At 60.2% G+C, this 17,796-nt stretch carries 13 protein-coding genes and 1 tRNA gene; 4 read left to right on the forward strand and 10 right to left on the reverse strand.

Going from position 1 to position 17,796, the window contains the following annotated elements; translation table 11 throughout:
* Positions 1-19: 19 nt before the first annotated feature.
* Positions 20-817: an FkbM family methyltransferase gene (locus tag H6866_05635; GenBank protein ID USO06929.1), complete on the forward strand. Its 798-nt coding sequence runs from the start codon at positions 20-22 to the stop codon at positions 815-817.
* Here the strand turns inward: H6866_05635 and H6866_05640 are convergent.
* Positions 814-1,452: a YggS family pyridoxal phosphate-dependent enzyme gene (locus H6866_05640; GenBank protein USO06930.1), complete on the reverse strand. Its 639-nt coding sequence runs from the start codon at positions 1,450-1,452 to the stop codon at positions 814-816. The two genes, H6866_05635 and H6866_05640, sit on opposite strands and share 4 nt — an antisense overlap.
* 66 nt (positions 1,453-1,518) lie before the next feature.
* On the opposite strand from H6866_05640, the gene mscL reads away from it, so the two are divergent.
* Both mscL and H6866_05650 read left to right on the forward strand, forming a co-directional pair.
* The gene (mscL, locus tag H6866_05645) at positions 1,519-1,947 is read left to right on the forward strand and encodes a large conductance mechanosensitive channel protein MscL (GenBank protein USO06931.1); all 429 of its coding nucleotides are present in this window, start codon (positions 1,519-1,521) and stop codon (positions 1,945-1,947) included.
* 68 nt (positions 1,948-2,015) lie between these two features.
* Positions 2,016-2,091 (forward strand) — tRNA-Ala (locus tag H6866_05650).
* Positions 2,092-2,123: 32 nt separating this feature from the next.
* Here the strand turns inward: H6866_05650 and H6866_05655 are convergent.
* The 7 genes from H6866_05655 to H6866_05685 all read right to left on the reverse strand — a co-directional run bounded on the left by H6866_05655 (position 2,124) and on the right by H6866_05685 (position 11,094).
* Complete coding sequence (locus H6866_05655; protein ID USO06932.1) at positions 2,124-2,987, reverse strand: hypothetical protein; 864 nt, start codon at positions 2,985-2,987, stop codon at positions 2,124-2,126.
* 1 nt (position 2,988) lies between these two features.
* The gene (locus tag H6866_05660; protein USO06933.1) at positions 2,989-5,334 is read right to left on the reverse strand and encodes an ATP-dependent Clp protease ATP-binding subunit; all 2,346 of its coding nucleotides are present in this window, start codon (positions 5,332-5,334) and stop codon (positions 2,989-2,991) included.
* Between the two features lie 94 nt (positions 5,335-5,428).
* Positions 5,429-7,360, reverse strand: a complete 1,932-nt coding sequence (locus H6866_05665) for a hypothetical protein (protein ID USO06934.1) — start codon at positions 7,358-7,360, stop codon at positions 5,429-5,431.
* A gap of 374 nt (positions 7,361-7,734) precedes the next feature.
* Positions 7,735-9,324, reverse strand: coding sequence for a glycosyltransferase family 39 protein (locus tag H6866_05670; GenBank protein USO06935.1), 1,590 nt, complete (start codon positions 9,322-9,324; stop codon positions 7,735-7,737).
* Complete coding sequence (locus H6866_05675; GenBank protein ID USO08604.1) at positions 9,321-9,611, reverse strand: lipid-A-disaccharide synthase N-terminal domain-containing protein; 291 nt, start codon at positions 9,609-9,611, stop codon at positions 9,321-9,323. The genes H6866_05670 and H6866_05675 overlap by 4 nt, the downstream gene beginning before the upstream one ends.
* A gap of 61 nt (positions 9,612-9,672) precedes the next feature.
* Positions 9,673-10,398: a glycosyltransferase family 2 protein gene (locus H6866_05680; GenBank protein ID USO06936.1), complete on the reverse strand. Its 726-nt coding sequence runs from the start codon at positions 10,396-10,398 to the stop codon at positions 9,673-9,675.
* A 54-nt stretch (positions 10,399-10,452) separates the two neighbouring features.
* A complete protein-coding gene (locus H6866_05685) occupies positions 10,453-11,094 on the reverse strand; it encodes an SOS response-associated peptidase (GenBank protein ID USO06937.1) in 642 nt (213 codons plus the stop codon).
* A 149-nt stretch (positions 11,095-11,243) separates the two neighbouring features.
* Here H6866_05685 and H6866_05690 point away from each other — a divergent pair, with 149 nt between their 5' ends.
* Positions 11,244-16,058, forward strand: coding sequence for an NAD-glutamate dehydrogenase (locus H6866_05690; protein ID USO06938.1), 4,815 nt, complete (start codon positions 11,244-11,246; stop codon positions 16,056-16,058).
* A 33-nt stretch (positions 16,059-16,091) separates the two neighbouring features.
* Here H6866_05690 and H6866_05695 read toward each other — a convergent pair whose 3' ends face one another.
* On the reverse strand, positions 16,092-16,838 hold the full coding sequence (locus H6866_05695; protein ID USO06939.1) for a hypothetical protein: 747 nt from the start codon (positions 16,836-16,838) through the stop codon (positions 16,092-16,094).
* 75 nt (positions 16,839-16,913) lie between these two features.
* Complete coding sequence (locus H6866_05700) at positions 16,914-17,792, reverse strand: 4-hydroxybenzoate octaprenyltransferase (protein USO06940.1); 879 nt, start codon at positions 17,790-17,792, stop codon at positions 16,914-16,916.
* Positions 17,793-17,796: the final 4 nt, after the last annotated feature.

The following is a 17,796-nucleotide window of genomic DNA, read 5'->3' on the forward strand; positions in this document are numbered from 1 at the left end:
AAGTTAATATTTTGACTGCATGGCAACGTTAGCCGGTCATGAATCGCTGATACACAAATTTGGTCGTGTCGTAGCTGGCACGGTTCTGCGCGACGTATTCGGCAGGGCGACGACGCCCGATGGCCATCGTTTTGCCTTGGCTCCAAAAATGAACGTCCGTGATTGTTATGACCTTTGGGCCGGACGTTATGAAGCGCCTGAAATTAAAATGATGCGGGAATATTTTCACCCCGATTCAAGCATTCTGGAACTGGGCTCCAATATCGGTGTTGTTACAAGTTATGCCTTTCTTGAAAAACTACTGGATGGTGGCGTGCTCTCGGGTTTCGAGCCGAACCCCGAATCGTTTCCGACTCTGCGCGCGAACATGAACAATATTCGCAACCGTCGGCCTTCATGCACCTTCAACCTGTTTGCGGTGGCTGTGGCGCCACCGGCTGTAGCGCGCCATGGTTGGGCCAGCTTTGACGTTCGGCGGAATTTAAGTTCGGCGCTTAAGGGCGTGGTCAGCCCGGAGCTCAAAAGCCGTGAGGAACGGGTAAAGGTAATCAGCCTTAAGAAAGTCGTCGAACGGCTGGCACCCGATGGCGCTTCGCTGGTGATGGATATTGAGGGCAGCGAATATGACCTTTTTCGGCAAGATCCTGAATCCTTGGCTAAAATCCGCCAGATGGCGATTGAAATACACGGGCCGGAACTCACGAAACGCCCCGATCAAAAACCCGAAGAACTGGCCGCCTTCATCCGAACACTGGGCTTCCGCGAACGCGCGCGTGCGGGCAATACATGGGTGTTTGCCCGCCCCGGCGCGTTTTAAATTTTCGATATCCGCGCGCCGAACAGGGCGCTGCCCACACGCACATGCGTGGCGCCGGCCTTGATGGCTTCCTCGTAATCCGCGCTCATCCCCATGCTCAACTGCGCAAGCCCCATCGCCCGTGCCATGTCCGCAAGCCTGCGAAAATAAGGCGCGGGATCGGCACCCGCCGGGGGAATGCACATCAACCCCGCGACCGCCAGCCCCGCATCCCGGCAATGCGCCAGAAGGACCGGCGCGGCATCGGGCGCGACGCCGTCTTTTTGCGGTTCTTCACCGATATTCACCTGAATGAAACAGGGCAGGGCACGGCCCTGCGCGCGCATTTCCCGCGCCAGTGCATCGGCCAGCCGCGTACTGTCCACGGTTTCGATCACATCGAACAGGCTTACCGCCGCCCGTACCTTGTTGGTTTGCAGGTGGCCGATCAGGTGCAGGCGCAGATCGGGATAAAGCGGGCGCAACACGGCCCAATGCGCGTGCGCCTCCTGCACCCGGTTTTCACCGAATACGCGCTGCCCGGCCACCAGCGCGGCCTGAATAGCGGCCGCCGTCTGCGTCTTGCTGACCGCGACCAGCGTCACGCCGGGCGGAATCCGGGCCTTGATATGGGTAAGGTTTGCGGCGACATCCATGCCCGCAGTTTGACACCCCGCGTCATTTGTGACAATGAATCCCCACCAACAATCAAGGGGGGCCTCATGGCTTTTGTTAAGGAATTCAAGGAATTCATTACCCGCGGCAACGTGCTCGACATGGCGGTGGGTATCATCATCGGCGCGGCGTTCACCGCCATCGTTTCCAGCGTCGTTGATGACGTCCTGATGCCGGTGATCGGCCTGCTGCTGCGCGGGATCGATTTTTCCAACCTGTTCATCAACCTGTCCGACCCGATGAACAACACCTTCAAGACCGTGGCCGATGCCAAGGCCGCGGGTGTGGCCACGCTGAATTACGGCATGTTCATCAACGCGGTGATCAAATTCCTGATCATTGCCTTCGCTGTGTTCGTGATGGTCAAAAACGTCAACCGCTTCATGAAGAAGCCGGAAGCCGCGCCGGCCGCTCCGCCGGCCCCGCCGGAAGACGTGGTGCTGCTGCGTGAAATCCGCGACCTGCTTAAAAAGTAAGGTTTCGGCGGACGAAAAACGCTTGAAGTCTGGCGGGTCCTGCCTTAAAAGCAGGACCCGTACCTGATGGGGATGTAGCTCAGCTGGGAGAGCGCCTGCATGGCATGCAGGAGGTCGACGGTTCGATCCCGTTCATCTCCACCATCTTTTTAACCCGCCGCCACGGCGGGTTTCTTTTATTTTGGCGCCAAGGAATAGCTGGCCTTGTCGCAGCTTATGAGGTGAATCTTGGGCTCTGCCAGATTCTTGCGCAGGGCTTTGATCCGCGGCGGTCCCCAGGAAGTAAACTTGCAATGAATTCCCGGGGCGGTTACCGATCCGGAAACATAATCTGGATAATAGTTGAATTGAAGGTCCGAAAAATTTCCGGTCAGCATTTTCCCGGCGCTTTTGGCAATTTCAAGAAAATCGAAATAATAGCTGTCGCGGATCAGATACGTCTGGATATCCTCGGGTCCGCATTTGTCTTTTGATTCGCATACGCTAACGCGATGCGCGCGGTTATCCGGGTCTTTCGGGTCCACCAAAGTGGGAGTTTGGAAATACCCGTCTTCGTCGGCGGCGGTCATATGATAGACGACGGCGTCCTTGGCAAATTCAACAACGCCGGTTGTAACGCCTATCGCCGTATGCCACGCCAGAGGGGCGCCATACCATACGCCCGCGGCGATAAATGCCGCCGCGACGGCCGAACGTTTGGGTGAAAAAGTTCGCGTCCCGTCCGCGTTTTTGCGGTACGCGGCGCGGTTGTAAAACGCCTTGCCCCAGCGCGGCAGCGGACCGAGGATCGGGCGAATGGTCTGCCACGCCTGCGCCGCCATGTTGAACGCGGCGGAAACGGTGCGGGCGACCTTGCCCGCCGCCTCGACCGTGTCGCGCACATCTTGCGTGAACGTGCCGCGCATCGCATCGTCGAAGGCATTCTGGCGGATCGTATCCGGGTCCGCTTCGGGACCCTTTGCCGCATCCTGCGCCTGCGCCGCCGCGGCCCGCAGTTGATCGCTTAATGAAAGGGGTTCTGTTTTTTCGTTCCGTTCCATGTCACACCGCCAGTCGGCCGAATACCGCCGCTGCCTGAGGCGCCGGGGCGCTGTCCCCCGCCGCGAAGTTGAAGACGAATTCTTTCGTCGCGGGATCGCGCCGCGCGCTCAGCGTGCCCGAAAGGGGCGCATCGCCGCTTTCTAGCAGCAGCCCCGCGACCCGGTCACCAAATATTTTGTTAATCATCATTTCCGCGCGCCGCCCGCTGACATTCAGGCAGTGGTCGCGCACGAACAGGTTCAGCTCCTCCGGACGGTAGTCGATCTTCAGGTCCGGATTTTTGCGTGCGGCGGCCTTTTGCAGCTTGCCGACCTCGCGCCCGACGATTTGGGTCAGCGCCTGTTCGTCCAGCGGCTTGGCGCACAAGACCGCGTCGTTGCGGTCCAGATATTCCGGCGAAAACACGGTAGTGTCGTGCCGGATTCGGTCCTGAAACAGACTTTCCGCCGTCTTGAAATCATGGCTGACCCAGATGTCCTGACCGTAATTGGTGGTTTCGACGATGACGATGTTGCGGAAATCCGCTTCCTCGCCGTCGAATCCGACCAGCCGGCCCGAACCCTTCATCTTCAAAAGCGCCTGACGCACGTCGTAATGCGCTTTTTCGATCTCATCCAGCAGCAGGACGCAGAACGGTTTTTTCTGGCCGATCTCGATCAGCTTGCCCAGCTTGCCATACCCCTCGTATCCCGGGGGCGCGCCCAAAAGCGCGGACACGGTGTGCTTTTCCTTGTAATTCTCCATGTCCACGACCTCGAAGAACTCCTCGGAACCGAACAGCTTGAGCGCGATCTGCTTGCCGATCCAGCTTTTGCCGACGCCCGGCGGGCCCGCGATCATGAACGTGCCCAAAGGCCGGTTCGGGTCGTTCAGGCCCGTGGCCGCGCGTTGCAACGAAGCGACGATCGGCGCCAGGACGTCGTCCTGGCCGAAGACGCTTTCCTTCATCAGCGCCATGCCGTTGCGCAGATTGTCCTTAAGCCGGCCGGAAATGCCGCCCACCGGCTGGCGTGTCTCGGCCGATGCGGCCTTTTCGATTTCCGATGCGGGCAAAACCACAGGGTCGCGCTTGACGCCGCCCAACTGGTTAAGGTCGGTGTGCAGCTTCTGGATCGCCGTATTGTATTTGGCGATCTGCTGTTCATAGGGCAGGACCTGCGGATTGCGCGAAACCGCCAGATCGAATTCACCGAATTTCAACAAGGAATCCTGATCGAGCTTGAGGACATCCGCGCGTTGCCGACCCTTTAGGTCCGGATGCCCGTCGGGAAGCCCATCGACATGCTTGCGCAGCATCTCGGCATTGGTCTTGCGCGTGTCGTCGTCGAATTTCTCGATGGTCCGCCGTGCCGTCGCGATCAATTGCTCGAACTGGCGAATGTCGCCCTGCTTGCTTTTGATCGTTTCGCGTTGCGCGCTCCACGCCTTGCCGGATTCTTCAAGCTCGATCCTGAGCGTTTCCGCCTGCGAGTGCAGGCTGTCCTTCTTCTCGGCATCCAGGCCGTTGGCGTTCAGTTGCGCCTCGATGCCGCGCAGCAGCGATTCCTTTTCATACGCGCCCGGCGCTTTGGCGTGGATGTCCATGTGGAAGGCCGTGGCTGCGCTGTCCAGCAGGCGAATTGAACGGTTCGGTTGCGCCGTGCCTTCGTACATCCCCTTGAATCGCTGGGTGATGCCGATCAGATAGCGCAGCGTGTCGTCCTCCACCAGCACGCCCTTGGCCGCGTGCAGCTTTGCGTGCGATTTCAGGATCGTGAAGATCTGTTCTTCGCCCGGCTCCTTCAGCTCCTTGGTCGTGAAGCTGTTGGAAAATTCCGGGTGCTTGGCGTTGAATTCGGCCTCCTGCTTGCGGTCGACGCAGATGACCGTATCCAGATAATCCGCCGTGACCGTGGCCTCGATGAAATTGTTGATGATCGATTGCGGAGCGTTGCAGATGAAGCTGCATCCGTCGTCGATCAAAAGCACCGGCTTGACCATCCGTTCGCGGGCGACCGCGCGCAATTCGTCCAGCGCGGCCTTGAATCGCGCCTCGATCGCCTTGGGGTCGGATGTGTTGTACAGATTGTTGCCGTTGAAACGGTACAGCGGCCGGATCATGAAATCGTCGGGCATGCTGCCGTCGTGTTGGTGGTGCACCAGCGCGTCCAGCAGGGTCGATGCCCCCGCGCCGCGCGCGCTGACGATCTTGACGCTGTTGGCCGAAGGCAGGTTCAGGCTTTTGACGACGTCCAGAAGCTCTAATTTGTCGCCGACATATTCAAAGTCCGGCTCCATCGCGTTCAGGTAATCGGCGGCGGGAACGATCAGTTTTTTATCCATTCCCAGTTCGAAATAAGATGACATGGCTCCTCACTCGGTTCTTGTCGTGTCTTGTCGTGGAAAAGAAAAAGAAGGGGCCGCCCGGCATTGCGGCGATGGGACGGCCCCTTCCGCGGTCTTAGGCGATCATCAGGCGTACCGCGCCTTTCGGAGCCACTGGCGCGCCGCCGACGGGCGTCGCCTTACCGCTTTTCGTGCCGCTGTCGTTGGCCGCGGCCACGCGCAGGGCTTCCGCCTCGCCCGCTTGCTGCAGGCCATCGCGCTGCATCTCGCGCTCGGCCGAGGGGCCGATGCCGACCAGCCCTTCGTTGAGCGTCTCCATGTCCGCGCGCACCTGACGGAGGGCCTCGCGGGATGCGATGCCCTTGCGGGTCTGCTCGCGCAGATCCTTGGTCACCGCGTCGATCGACTTGGCGGTTTCGATCGCCTGCTTCAGGGCTTCGGTCAGACGGTCGTTTTCCGCGCTCTTGCCTTGCGACACCATGTTGAAGATGTCGGCGGTCGCCTGCGTCGACGATGCCGACAATTCGGCCAGGATGTCATCGACCGCGCCCGTTTTCTCGCTGGCAATCGCCATTTCCAGCGCCTTGGTCGTGGTCAGCAGCTTCGACGACACGTCGACCGCGGCATTGGTCCGCAGACGCTGGGCGTCGATGAACTTCTGACGGAACGCGTCGGTAAGGCCGGTATACACGCCTTCCTGCCGGGTCAGCTTTTCCGAAAGCTCGCCGGTGCGGCCTGCGATGGTCAATCCTTCGCGGGAATGCCGGGTTGCGTTTTCGTACTGAGTTTTTGCGACCTCGTACGCCGGGTCATAGATGGCGTCGTCGCCTTTTTCGTCGCGGATCTTTTTGACGATGGCCTCCTGCCCCTCGATGAACGCGGCATCGTTGACCCGCACCTTGGCGTCGGCTTTGGCCACCATTTCGACCATGCCGCCGACATTGGTGACGGTGTCGCGCATCGTGCCGACTTCCTTGCCGCCGGCATCGAAGCGGGCCATGGCGCGCTCGAAGTCCTTGACGCTGGTACTGACCATTGTCTGGACGCTGCCGACCAGCTCCTGGCGCTTGTCTTTGAATTCGGGACCGGTGATTTCCAGAAGTTTGGAAAGCGCCTGCGTGTCCTCGTCCTGGCCAAGCTTGGCGTCGATGCCGCCGATCTGGGTTTCCAGGGCGCCGACCTCGCTTTCCAGCCTGCCGATCAAGGCGTTCTGCGCCTCAAGTTGTGAGGCCGTGCCGGTGGCCCGTCGGGTCAGTTGGGCGATATCGTCTTGATAGGCGGCGATGGCGCTTTTCTTCTGGGCAATGGTTTCCGTGGCTTTGGCCAGTTTCTGCTTGTCACGGGTCAGGAAGAATTTGGCCTCTTCCGCTTGTTGGACACCCTCGGCCTTGGCCTGTGCGCCCTGGGCATCGCCGACCGCTTGTCTGCGGTCATCAAGCCTTTCGGACAGGTCTTGCGCATCACGCTCCAGCGGCTTCAGATCGCGTTTCGCGCGCTCCAGCTCCTTGGCCTTGCCGTTGCGCTCGTCGTCGAGCTTTTTCTTGCCATCGCGCAGCTCCTGCACCTCGGCCAGCAGCTTATGCGGCGGGATGCCAGCATTGCGGGCTTTTTGCATGACGCCGAAAGCCTTGACCAGCGGCTCAAGATTGCCCTTGAAGATGCCCAGATTCGTTTGCAGCGTCTGGACCGTCTGGTCGAACAGCGAGAAGGCCTCGTCGTTCGTGAACGCGACTGATTTCTGGGTGACGTCCAGAACCTGGTTCTCCGCGTAAAGCAGGAAGTCGTTGAACGCGGTCAGATTGGCGGCGTTTGCTTCCGGCGTCAGCGCGGGGTTATAGGTTTTCAGGGCGACCAGCTCGCTGATCCGGGTTTCCTCGGATTTGCTGGTATCGGTCACAATCGCGTAGGCCGGGTTTTGTTTGATCGCGGCTTCGGTGATTTCAAACCGGGTCGTGTCGACAGTTTCCTGAACGGCGGTTTCGACACGGGCTTCGGGCGCAGTTTTGTTGGCTGCGGCCTCGGCCTGAAGTTTGGCAAGCAATGACATGGGTAGGCTCCTTTATGTTAAAAAGTGAGCGTCCCAACGCTGTTGGCTTGAGAAGGACTTTGACCCGGTCTCGCTGCGTGATTGCGAATAAGAACGGGTCTATCTCAAGCCGGTTCACGCACAGCGTTATGTATCCACGTTTAGAAAGAACTTGCCAAAAGCGCAACTAAATCCGACTAAAAAAGCAACTAAACAAGAAGATTAATTTTTTCTTATAACAATATGAAAATAGTTATCGGATTTTGTGGCGGCGATTTTTTGCAATCTGCTATAACTATGCTCGAAAATGAATTCTTACTTATTCCGTAAAATAATAAGGGGGCCTCGGCCCCCTTATTTTATAAAATCTTCACGATTTCTTTGTAATTACCGAATCACTCCGCTTTTGGCATAGTCAGCAGCACCAGATCCTCGTTATTCCGGTAGGTCTGGGTGAACAATACCCGAAAATCGCCCGGCATTTGTCCATGGTCGTAGCGCGCGACCACCACGCCGTCCGGATGCGCCTTCAGCCAGGATTCGACGTCCTCCCGTCCGATCGAATCGAAAGGTGCCCGCATCCGGAACAAAAACCCATATTCGCCATCATATTTCGGCGCAACGGCCATGGGCCGGGTCATGAAATCCTGCGCCGCCGATGCGATCGGGCGCATGTCGTATCGCGGCAGGAATCGCGCGCCGGTCTGCAAATGCATGAATATCGCAAGGCTGAACGCGGCCAGAACGATCGTCACCGGTGCGCGCCCGCTTGCATGGGCTGGATCGCGGCCAAGCCACCAGATCAGCCCTGCCGCCAGCATGACCGGCCCCAACCCGAAAATTTCCGCCCCCCTGTCCAGCCGCACGCCCATCAGCGGCAAGTGCAGCGCCTCGGCCCCCATGACGCCCAGCGTCGGCACAAGCATCAGCAAAATCGGCCAGACCGCCGACCGCGGGCGCGGCCACGCGCCGCCTTCATCCGCGCGCGCCAGCGCGGCGCCGGCCAGAATTGCGACGCCGGGCATCAGCGGCAGCATGTAATGGAACTGCTTGCTGGAAATCGCGGAAAAGAACACGAAGGCGGGCACGACCCAGCAGGCGATGAAGCGGATCGGCGCGCGCGCATCTGGCGCGCGCATGAAACGCCGCGCCGCCGCCCACATCGTCGGCCACGCCAGCAATGGCGCCAACAGCGCCAGCACGACGGGTATATAGAACCAGAACGGCCGCCGATGCGCGAAGGCGTTGACCATGCGCCCCGCCGATTGCGTGACGAAGATTTTTTCGGCATAGGCGCCCCCGCCGCTCAACGCCGCGGGTACGGCCCAGGCAAGCCCGATCGCGGTGCCCATCAAAACCCCGCCCAGCACGCAGCCATACCACCGTGCCCATTTTTGCGGCGGGGCCCAAAACGGCGCAAGCAAGGCGGCAGGCAGGATATACACCAGAGCGACCGGCCCCTTTGCCAGTGCCGCGCCGCCCAGGATCGCGCCCCACGCGAACCACAGTTTCGTCCGTCCTTCCGTCGCGATGCGCCACAGCGTCAGCATCGCCGCCACGACCCATACCGCCATCATCACGTCGAACATGATGGTGCTGGCATAAATCAGCAGCATCGGCATCATGCCCAGCGCCAGCGCGGCGTAAACGGCGGCGCGCGAATCGAACAGTCGGCGGGCCAGCCGCGCGCTTATGAACGCCAGCGCCGCGCCCAGCGCAAGCGGCACCAGGCGCGCCTGCCACAACCCGACGCCGAACACGGACCATGCGATGCGCACCAGCCAGAACAGCATCGGCGGCTTGTGCGAATACGGCGCGAAATTCAGGGTCGGCAGCACCCAGTCGTGCCGTACCAGCATTTCCCATGCCACAGTCAAATAACGAGTTTCGTCGACCGGCATCAACGGCCGCGTGAACGCGATCGCGGCGAACAGCGCGACCCATCCGGCGGCAAGGACCGTGACGGTCTTTGTCTGGGCGGTCATTCCGGCTCGATGTCCGTGGGGCTGGCGGCCCGTGTTTGCTTGTGCCTGTGCACCAGCATGATGTTGCGGATATAGACAAACAGCCCAACGCCCTGACCCAGCATGAACACCGGGTCGTGGCGGTGAACGGCATAGACGAACAGGATCAGCCCGCCGCCCAGCGAAAAATACCAGAACACTTCCGGCACCACGCTGCGTCCCGATTTTTCCGAAACGATCCACTGCACGACGAAGCGCATGAAAAACAACGCCTGCCCCAGAAAGCCGATGACCAGCCACCACTCCATCGCGCCGAACGAACCGCTGAACAGGCTGTCCGACATATGCTGTGCGCCCGCGCCGTTCATCTTATTGACCTTCCGTCAGGGTCAGTTTGGCGGGTCGCGCCCGAGCCTGCAGCCAGCGCACGCCGAACAGATCGACGATGCCAACGAACAGCCGGTTCATCACCCCATATTTTGAAACGCCGCGCGTGCGCGGGCGGTGCCTGACCGGCGAAAGGGCGACGTTCACGCCCTCGCGGATCATCAGCGCGGCCAGAAACCGGTGCATATGGTTGAAATAGGGCAAGGACAGGTAATCCTCCCGCCGGAACATCTTAAGCGCGCAGCCCGTGTCCCTTACCCCGTCTTTAAGCAGCGCCGAACGGACATTGTTGGCGATGCGTGACGACAGGATGCGGACCAGATTGTCCTCGCGTTTCTGGCGCTGACCCGCGACCATGACGCGTGTGCCGGCCTGGCTTGCCGTCATGAAGGTCGCGAACATGCCGACGATCCCCTCGGGATCGTTCTGCCCATCGCCGTCCAGTGTCACGCAGACCGGCTGTGTCGCGGCAAGCACGCCCGACCATGTGGCGCAGGATTGGCCCGCGCGCGGCGACTGGGTGATCACGCGCAGCATCGGATACTGGGCCTTGAGGCGCAGAAGCTCGGCCAGCGTGCCGTCCGTGCTGCCGTCGTTGACATACACGATCTCGGCCAGCGGCACCCGGCCTTTCAGGGCCGCGATCTCGGCGATCAGTGGGGCGATGTTTTCCGCCTCGTTATATACGGGTACGACCACGCTTAACATGGCGTGAAACCTATCCGAACCGCCTCCGCGCGGCAAGGGGCCGGATAATGGGGGTCAGCCCGCCTTTTGCGCCGCGAAAAGCGAACCCTGCGGCGCGGCGCATTCCATGACCAGATCCGGGGAATCGGCCCTCGCGTCATTGACCGCCCGCGAAACAGGGTGGAAACGCAATGCCGGCAAGGGCGGTAAAGCACCCTCCGCCAGCCAGGCGCGCGCCGCCCCCGGTGTCGCGATCACCGGCATGCGCGGATGAATCGCGGCCAGCGTCGGAATAGCCGCCTGCGTCAACACGGCAAAACGCACCGAATGGTCCGGGTCGCGTGTCCACAGCCCGCAAAGCCCCATCAGCGGGACATCGGGCGAATTCACGTAAAATGGCTGCCCATCGGCATCCCATTCATAAAATCCGGACGCAGGCGCGATACAGCGTCGCCCGGCCCGCCAGCTTGCAGCGAACATCGGCTTGTCTGCCGCGCTTTCGCAACGGATATTGATTACCGGCGACAGGCCAGCCGCAACCGGCCAGCCCCAGATACCCGTCCCCGCGCGCTCGCGCGCGATCAAAACCCGCGCGCTCTCAGGTGCGGCGTTGTAGGAGGGCGGAAAATCCGCAAGCGCCGTACTCGTGCCGAAGGTGGCGCAGATTTCGGCCAATGTCTGGCGTATCGCATAGCGCCCGCACATCAGACGACCCACACGCTTGTATTTTGCATAGCTGCCATTGCTGCGATGTCCCTTGTAGCCTATTCTCGTTGCCGCTATGGATTGGCCCGCATTCGATGCTGCGCGTCAATGCCCGGCCCAAGGATTATTCAACGATTATCAAAAAACGCTCGCTGCCACCCATGTCCCGTCAATCCGTTCTCAAATCTCTTCCGAAATCCCGTGGCGATCTGTTCTCGTCTTTTGCAAAGACCTATGTCGACGCCCTGCAGGACGAGGATTTCACCGACCATCCGGACGCCGCGCTGGCCAGCATGGTGGAGGGGGTTTGGTCTATCGGCCGCCGCCGCGCCGAAAACGAAACCCTGACCGCAACCGCAGTGGTGGCGGGCCGTCACAAGGGCTGGCTGCACGAACGTACGCGTCTGTACGTTGTTAGCCCCGATCGCGCTTTCATCATCGATTCCGTCACGGCTGAACTCAACCGTCGCAATCTGGTTATCCGTACTTTGCTGCACCCGGTGCTTTCGTTTGTACGCGACAACAAGGGTGTGATCACGGCCGCGGGCCCGCGCGACGGCAAGGATGGCACGAACGAATCTTGGTTGGTGATCGAGGTTCAGGGTGCGATGTCGGCCGATGCGCGCCGCCAGCTCGAACAGGACATCCAGCGCGTGATGGGCGATGTGATGCTTGCCACCCGCGACTGGCAGGGAATGCGCGCCGAGTTGTGTGATGCCATCACTACCTTGCGTAAATACAAAGGCCCGCTCAATCGTAAGGATCCGGGTACCCTCGATGAATATGTCGCTTTTCTCGAGTACCTGCATGACAACAACTTCACCCTGCTGGGATTTCGCGAATACAAATTTCAGCAAAAAGGCGATCAAATCGTTTCCGCCATCGTGCCCGGCCGCTCGCTCGCGCTGCTTTCCGATGAACGTGCGCCGGTCTATATCAACAAATCCTCGATTCCCCTGCCGCAGGATCTTCAACAACTGCGCGCGAACGCGCCGCTGGTTTCGGTTTACAAGGTCAATCGCCGTTCCACCGTTCACCGCCCGGTGCCGCTTGACGCGATTACCGTCAAGATGCTCGACGACAAGGGTCGGATCGTGGGTGAAAAACTGTTCGTGGGCCTGTTCACTTCGGTCACCTATTCTCGTTCCATTGCCGACCTGCCGCTGATCCGCCGCAAACTGCGTCAGGTTTTCGACGACGTACATTTCGCGACCGACAGTCACGATTTTCGTGCGCTTTCGCATATTCTTGAAAAATATCCCCGCGACGAACTTTTCCAGATGCCGGTCGAACAAATCCGCGAACATGCGATCGGTATCCTGCGTCTTCAGGATCGGCCGCGCGTCGCGCTTTATACACGTGTCGACGATTTTCGCCGCTATGTATCCTGCCTTGTCTATGTCCCGCGCGACCGGTATGAAACCAACCTGCGCGTGGCGATCCAGACGATTCTGGAGCAGGAACTGGAAGGCGTGTGCGAGAATTTTTATACCACGCTCGACGACTCGCCGCTTGCGCGCGTGATGTACATCATCGCGACCGACCAGCAATCGCGCCGGAAATACGATTTCGACGCGATCGAACACAAGCTGGTCGATGCCTCACGGACATGGACCGAGCGTCTGCGCCATACCTTGATGGAAAGAATTCCCGACGAACATCGCGCGATTGAACTGGCGATAGGGTACGACACCGCATTTCCGCTCTCCTACCGCGACCATTACCCGCCGGCCACTGCGGTCGCCGATATCGACAAGATCGAGGAGGCCTACGCCCATCACCGCATCGCGCTGGACCTGCACGCGGTACAATCGGGCGAACCGGGGCATATGCGCTTGAAGCTTTACCACCCGGGCCGCGCGGCCGTGCTTTCCGACGTATTGCCGATTCTGGAGAATATGGGCTTCCGGGTCGAAGCGGAGTACCCCTTTGAACTGCGTCCGTACGAAGGCGTACACGCGATTTGGATGCACGAATTTTACCTTAGTCTGCATTGCGCGAACCTGTCCGCCGTCGATCTGGAATCGATGCGCGCGACGGCCGAGGATGCGTTGATGGCCGTTTGGTACGGCCAGGCCGAATCCGATCCGCTCAACGCGCTGGTGCTTTCGGCGGGGCTGGACTGGCGCGACGTCGTCATCCTGCGCGCCTATACCAAATACATGCAGCAGGCCCGCGTGTCATACACCCCGGCCTATATCATGAAGGCGCTGGTCGACCATCCGATGCTTTCGGCGGCGCTGGTCGGGCTGTTCCATGCGCGCAACGACCCTGCGTTGCCAGCCTCGCGCCGCAAGGTCGCGGATTGGGAAAAGGCCATATCCGACGGTCTGGAATCGGTTGCCCTGCTCGATCAGGACCGCATCGTGCGTTATATCAAGACGCTGGTTGATGCGACTTTGCGCACCAATTTCTACCAGCGCGATTCCGAAGGCGGACACAAACCCTGCCTGTCCATGAAACTCGACAGCAGCGTCGTCGCCTATCTGCCAGAACCGCGCCCGTGGCGTGAAATCTGGGTCTATTCCCCGCGCATGGAAGGCATCCACCTGCGCGGCGGGCGCATTGCGCGCGGCGGCATACGCTGGTCCGACCGGGCCGAAGATTTCCGCACCGAGATTCTGGGCCTGATGCAGGCGCAGATGGTCAAGAACGCGGTGATCGTGCCTGAAGGCGCCAAGGGCGGCTTCATCCTCAAACGCCTGCCCGAAGGCAGTCCGCGCGAAGTCGTGATGAACGAAGGTATCGAATGTTACCGCCTTTTGGTGCGCGGGATGCTGGATGTCACCGACAACCTGACGGGCGATCAGGTCATCCCGCCCGTCGATACGGTTCGCCACGACGGGGACGACCCCTATCTGGTTGTCGCCGCCGACAAGGGCACGGCCACGTTTTCCGACATCGCCAATGCGCTTTCGGGTGAATACGGCTTCTGGCTGGGCGACGCCTTCGCCTCCGGCGGTTCGGCGGGCTACGACCACAAGGAAATCGGCATCACCGCGCGCGGCGCGTGGGAATGCATCAAGCGCCATTTCCGCGAACTTGGTACCGACATTCAGGAAGAACCGTTCGACGTCGTCGGCGTCGGCGACATGGCGGGCGACGTCTTCGGCAACGGCATGCTGCTGTCCAAGAAAATCCGACTGGTCGGCGCCTTTAACCACCAGCATATTTTCTGCGATCCGAACCCGGATCCCGACCGGACGTGGAAGGAGCGGGAACGCCTGTTCCATGGGATCAAGGCCTGGGGCGATTACGATCAGAAGCTTCTTTCCAAAGGCGGGCGCATCTTCTCGCGTTCCGAAAAATCGCTGACCCTGACCAAGGAAATCCGTGAACGTTTCGGCATATCGGCTGAAAAACTCAGCCCGCCCGAACTGATCCACGCCATGCTGCGCGCCAAATGCGACCTGCTTTATTTCGGCGGAATTGGCACTTACATCAAGGCGGCTGGACAAACCAACATCGACGTCGGCGACCGTGCCAACGATACCCTGCGCGTCGATGGGGCGGAAATCAACGCCCGTGTGGTGGGCGAGGGCGCGAATCTGGCCGTCACCCGCAAGGCCCGCGTCGAAATGGGGCTGAAAGGCATCAAGCTCAACGCCGATTTCATCGACAATTCGGGCGGTGTTGATTGCTCGGACCACGAGGTCAACATCAAGATTCTGCTTCAGGATCTGACATCCGGCGCAAAGCCCGTGATGACGATGAAACAGCGCAACACGCTGCTCGAAGCCATGACTGGCGAGGTCGCGGCGCTGGTCCTGCGCGACAACTATCACCAGTCGCAGGCCATTTCGATGGCCGAACTGGATGCGCCGGAGCAACTGTCGACCCATGCCCGTTTCATCGACGTGCTTGAACAAAAACACAAGGTCAAACGCTCGGTCGAAAATCTTCCCGCCGCAACCGAAATCGAAAACCGTGCCGCCGCGCACAAGGGCCTGACCCGCTCCGAACTCGCGACGGTGATCTGCCTTGCCAAGATCCGTGTGACCAAGGATCTGCTGGCGACCGCGCTGCCTGACGATCCGCTGGCCGAAGACTGGCTGATGCATTATTTCCCCGATCCCATTCGTGCGAAATATGTCCCGGCCATTCGCCGCCACCGCCTGCGTCGCGAAATCATCGCGGCCCAGATGACCGCGTCGATCGTCAACCGCCTTGGTCCCACCTTCATGATGACGGTGATGGACAAGACCGGCGCCGAGATCGAGGACATCGCCCGCGCCGCGTTTTTGGTGCGCGAATCCCTGAAACTGCGGCCTTTGTGGTATGCGATCGAGGCGCTGGACGGTCTGGCGCCCGCGCGTTCGCAGCTCAAGGCGATGAAGCAGATCGCGAAACTGGTGGAATCTCTGACCTTGTGGTTCCTGCGCTTTGATGTCGCTGCTTTGCGAAGCGGCACGCTGGCGGATTCCTCGCGCAAGCTTGGCGCGTGTATCGATACGATCGTAGACGCGCTGGCGGGGGCGCTGCCGCCCAAGCGCCGCCGCCGGATCGAGGATCAGGTTCTGGCATGGCAGGAGGCCGGCCTGCCCGCCGAACTCGCGCGCATGATGGCGCATCTGGGGCCGTTGCGCTCCAGCCTCGACGTCTGCCGCATCGCCGGTTGCGACAAAAAACAGATACCGACCGCCGCGACGGTGTTTTACCATCTGGGCGAGGATCTGCATTTCGATTGGCTGCGCGAACAGGGAAGGGCGCTTTCCGGCGCCTCCTTCTGGCAGGCCGAGGCGATCGACGGTGTTCTGGGCCAGCTTTACGCGACCCAGGCCGCGATATCCCGCCGCGTGCTGGCCGAAACCGACGCGAAAAAAGATCCGCTTTCCCGGTTGCGCGCATGGAAGGAAAAGAATGTCGAGGCGCTCCACGGCTTCGACGCCATTCTGGCCGATATGCGTCGCCTTTCACAGCTCGATCTTGCCATGCTCACGCTGGCCGAACAGCGCCTGCGCCAGATCGCGGGATAAACCGGCGTAAGGTCGATTTGGATTAAGCGCTTCTTATTGCATCGTAAAACTAGTGGAGCCACCGCGCTTTTGAGGAGCATACCCTTCGTCGAAGAGCTTCGGCGCGTGGTATACACGTGCGGTCGCCATGGGGCCGTGGTTTTCAAGAAACCAGTTCATTAAAAACAGCCGCGTTCCCGGAAATGGCAGCACTTTAATCATTTGCATCGGGTCGCGCTCCAGTGCCTGGGCTGCGATAAAATTGACCTGCAGCATGCCTGGATCGCGCCGTGGTACGCCATAGGCCAAGCGTACGACCCGATTGAGCATGTGCGCGTAAAGATTTGTACGCCGTCCAGTCCGCTCGGTGGAAAGAAATTCATTTTCCATGCTCTTGAGTCTTGTATTGGCGTCGTCTACTTCCGTGTCGGGTACTTCCGCGATATCGTCCGTATTGAAAATAAAGCGCTGCACCCCCGTCATCCAGCCACTCTGCTCGCGCGTTACGGCCCCCAGCACGCTGAGCATTTCCTGCTCTAGTGTCGACGCATCAATCCGCGTACCTCCGGCCTCTATGATTTCCGCCATCTGGTCAAAGAGTTTGCCGTGGCTGGCAAAGATATCGCTCAGCTTCAGCGGTCTGTCCACGTCCGGTGCGGGGGTGAAATACACGATGTCCAGAGTCACAGCTTTGTTTTCTTGTGCATTGGCACCCTTCAGGTTGAAGGCGCTGGTTGCGGCACTTTGCGCACCTGTGCCTATCATGGCGCGTGGCCCGCCGATTTTGCGTATCGGATTCATTTCCGGTGAGACTCCCTGTTGCTTGTTATTGTTTTATTGTTAAGTCTCAAGCAAGCCAAAAAAGAGCTTTTTCTGTCAAGAAAAAACCTGCAACCAAAACACTGCCAGCAAGATCAGCCCCGCATCGCGGTTGGATTTGAAAAAGCGCAGGGAACTGGCCGGGTCGTCCATGTCCCAGCGCCAGACCTGCCACGCGAAATGCAGCGCGGGCAAGGTCAGAAGCGGCGCGAAAACAGGGGTTGGCATGGCCATGGACCACAGCGCGATCGCCGCCGCGTAAAACCCCGCCACCCATATTTTGCTGCGATTCCCGAACAGCCGCGCGGTCGATTTGATCCCGGCCAGCGCATCGTCCTCGCGGTCCTGATGCGCGTAAATCGTATCGTATCCCAGCGTCCAGAAGATTCCGCCGGCATACAGCCACAGCGCCGGAGCCTCCAGCCGCCCGGCCGCCGCCGCCCATCCGATCAGTGCGCCGAAATTGAACGTAAACCCAAGAAAAAGCTGCGGCCACCACGTAAACCGCTTCATCAGCGGATAGGTGACGACGAAGGCGAGTGAAAGTATACCCAGCGCGATCGCCTGCGTGCTCAGACTCAAAAGAATCGCCGCGCCCAGCGCGAACAATACGCCGACCAGAGCGAACGCCTCCCGCCGGCTGGCCGCGCCGGTGACCAGCGGCCGCCCGCGCGTACGCTCGACGCTGGCATCGAGGTCCCGGTCCCACAGATCGTTGATGACGCACCCCGCCCCGCGCATGATGACAGCGCCCGCACCGAATAAAAAAAACAGATCCCAGCGCCGCGGATGGGCCAGCGCGATCGCCCACCATCCGGGCAAAAGCAGAAGCCACGTCCCGATCGGCCGATCCAGCCGCATCAAATGCGCATAAACCCGTAGCCTTGCCGACAGCGGCGCGAACCATTTCGGATTGGTGATGTCCGTATGCCCCATGCTA

This window comes from Rhodospirillales bacterium (assembly GCA_023898805.1).
In the GTDB taxonomy this organism is placed as follows: domain Bacteria; phylum Pseudomonadota; class Alphaproteobacteria; order Micavibrionales; family UBA1664; genus UBA6145.

Bases quoted from the DNA above. Each gene is read 5' to 3' on its own strand.
- H6866_05635 (USO06929.1), top strand. From the start codon at position 20: ATGGCAACGTTAGCCGGTCATGAATCGCTGATACACAAATTTGGTCGT.
- H6866_05640 (USO06930.1), bottom strand. From the start codon at position 1,452: ATGGATGTCGCCGCAAACCTTACCCATATCAAGGCCCGGATTCCGCCC.
- mscL (USO06931.1), top strand. From the start codon at position 1,519: ATGGCTTTTGTTAAGGAATTCAAGGAATTCATTACCCGCGGCAACGTG.
- H6866_05655 (USO06932.1), bottom strand. From the start codon at position 2,987: ATGGAACGGAACGAAAAAACAGAACCCCTTTCATTAAGCGATCAACTG.
- H6866_05660 (USO06933.1), bottom strand. From the start codon at position 5,334: ATGTCATCTTATTTCGAACTGGGAATGGATAAAAAACTGATCGTTCCC.
- H6866_05665 (USO06934.1), bottom strand. From the start codon at position 7,360: ATGTCATTGCTTGCCAAACTTCAGGCCGAGGCCGCAGCCAACAAAACT.
- H6866_05670 (USO06935.1), bottom strand. From the start codon at position 9,324: ATGACCGCCCAGACAAAGACCGTCACGGTCCTTGCCGCCGGATGGGTC.
- H6866_05675 (USO08604.1), bottom strand. From the start codon at position 9,611: ATGGAGTGGTGGCTGGTCATCGGCTTTCTGGGGCAGGCGTTGTTTTTC.
- H6866_05680 (USO06936.1), bottom strand. From the start codon at position 10,398: ATGTTAAGCGTGGTCGTACCCGTATATAACGAGGCGGAAAACATCGCC.
- H6866_05690 (USO06938.1), top strand. From the start codon at position 11,244: ATGTCCCGTCAATCCGTTCTCAAATCTCTTCCGAAATCCCGTGGCGAT.
- H6866_05695 (USO06939.1), bottom strand. From the start codon at position 16,838: ATGAATCCGATACGCAAAATCGGCGGGCCACGCGCCATGATAGGCACA.
- H6866_05700 (USO06940.1), bottom strand. From the start codon at position 17,792: ATGGGGCATACGGACATCACCAATCCGAAATGGTTCGCGCCGCTGTCG.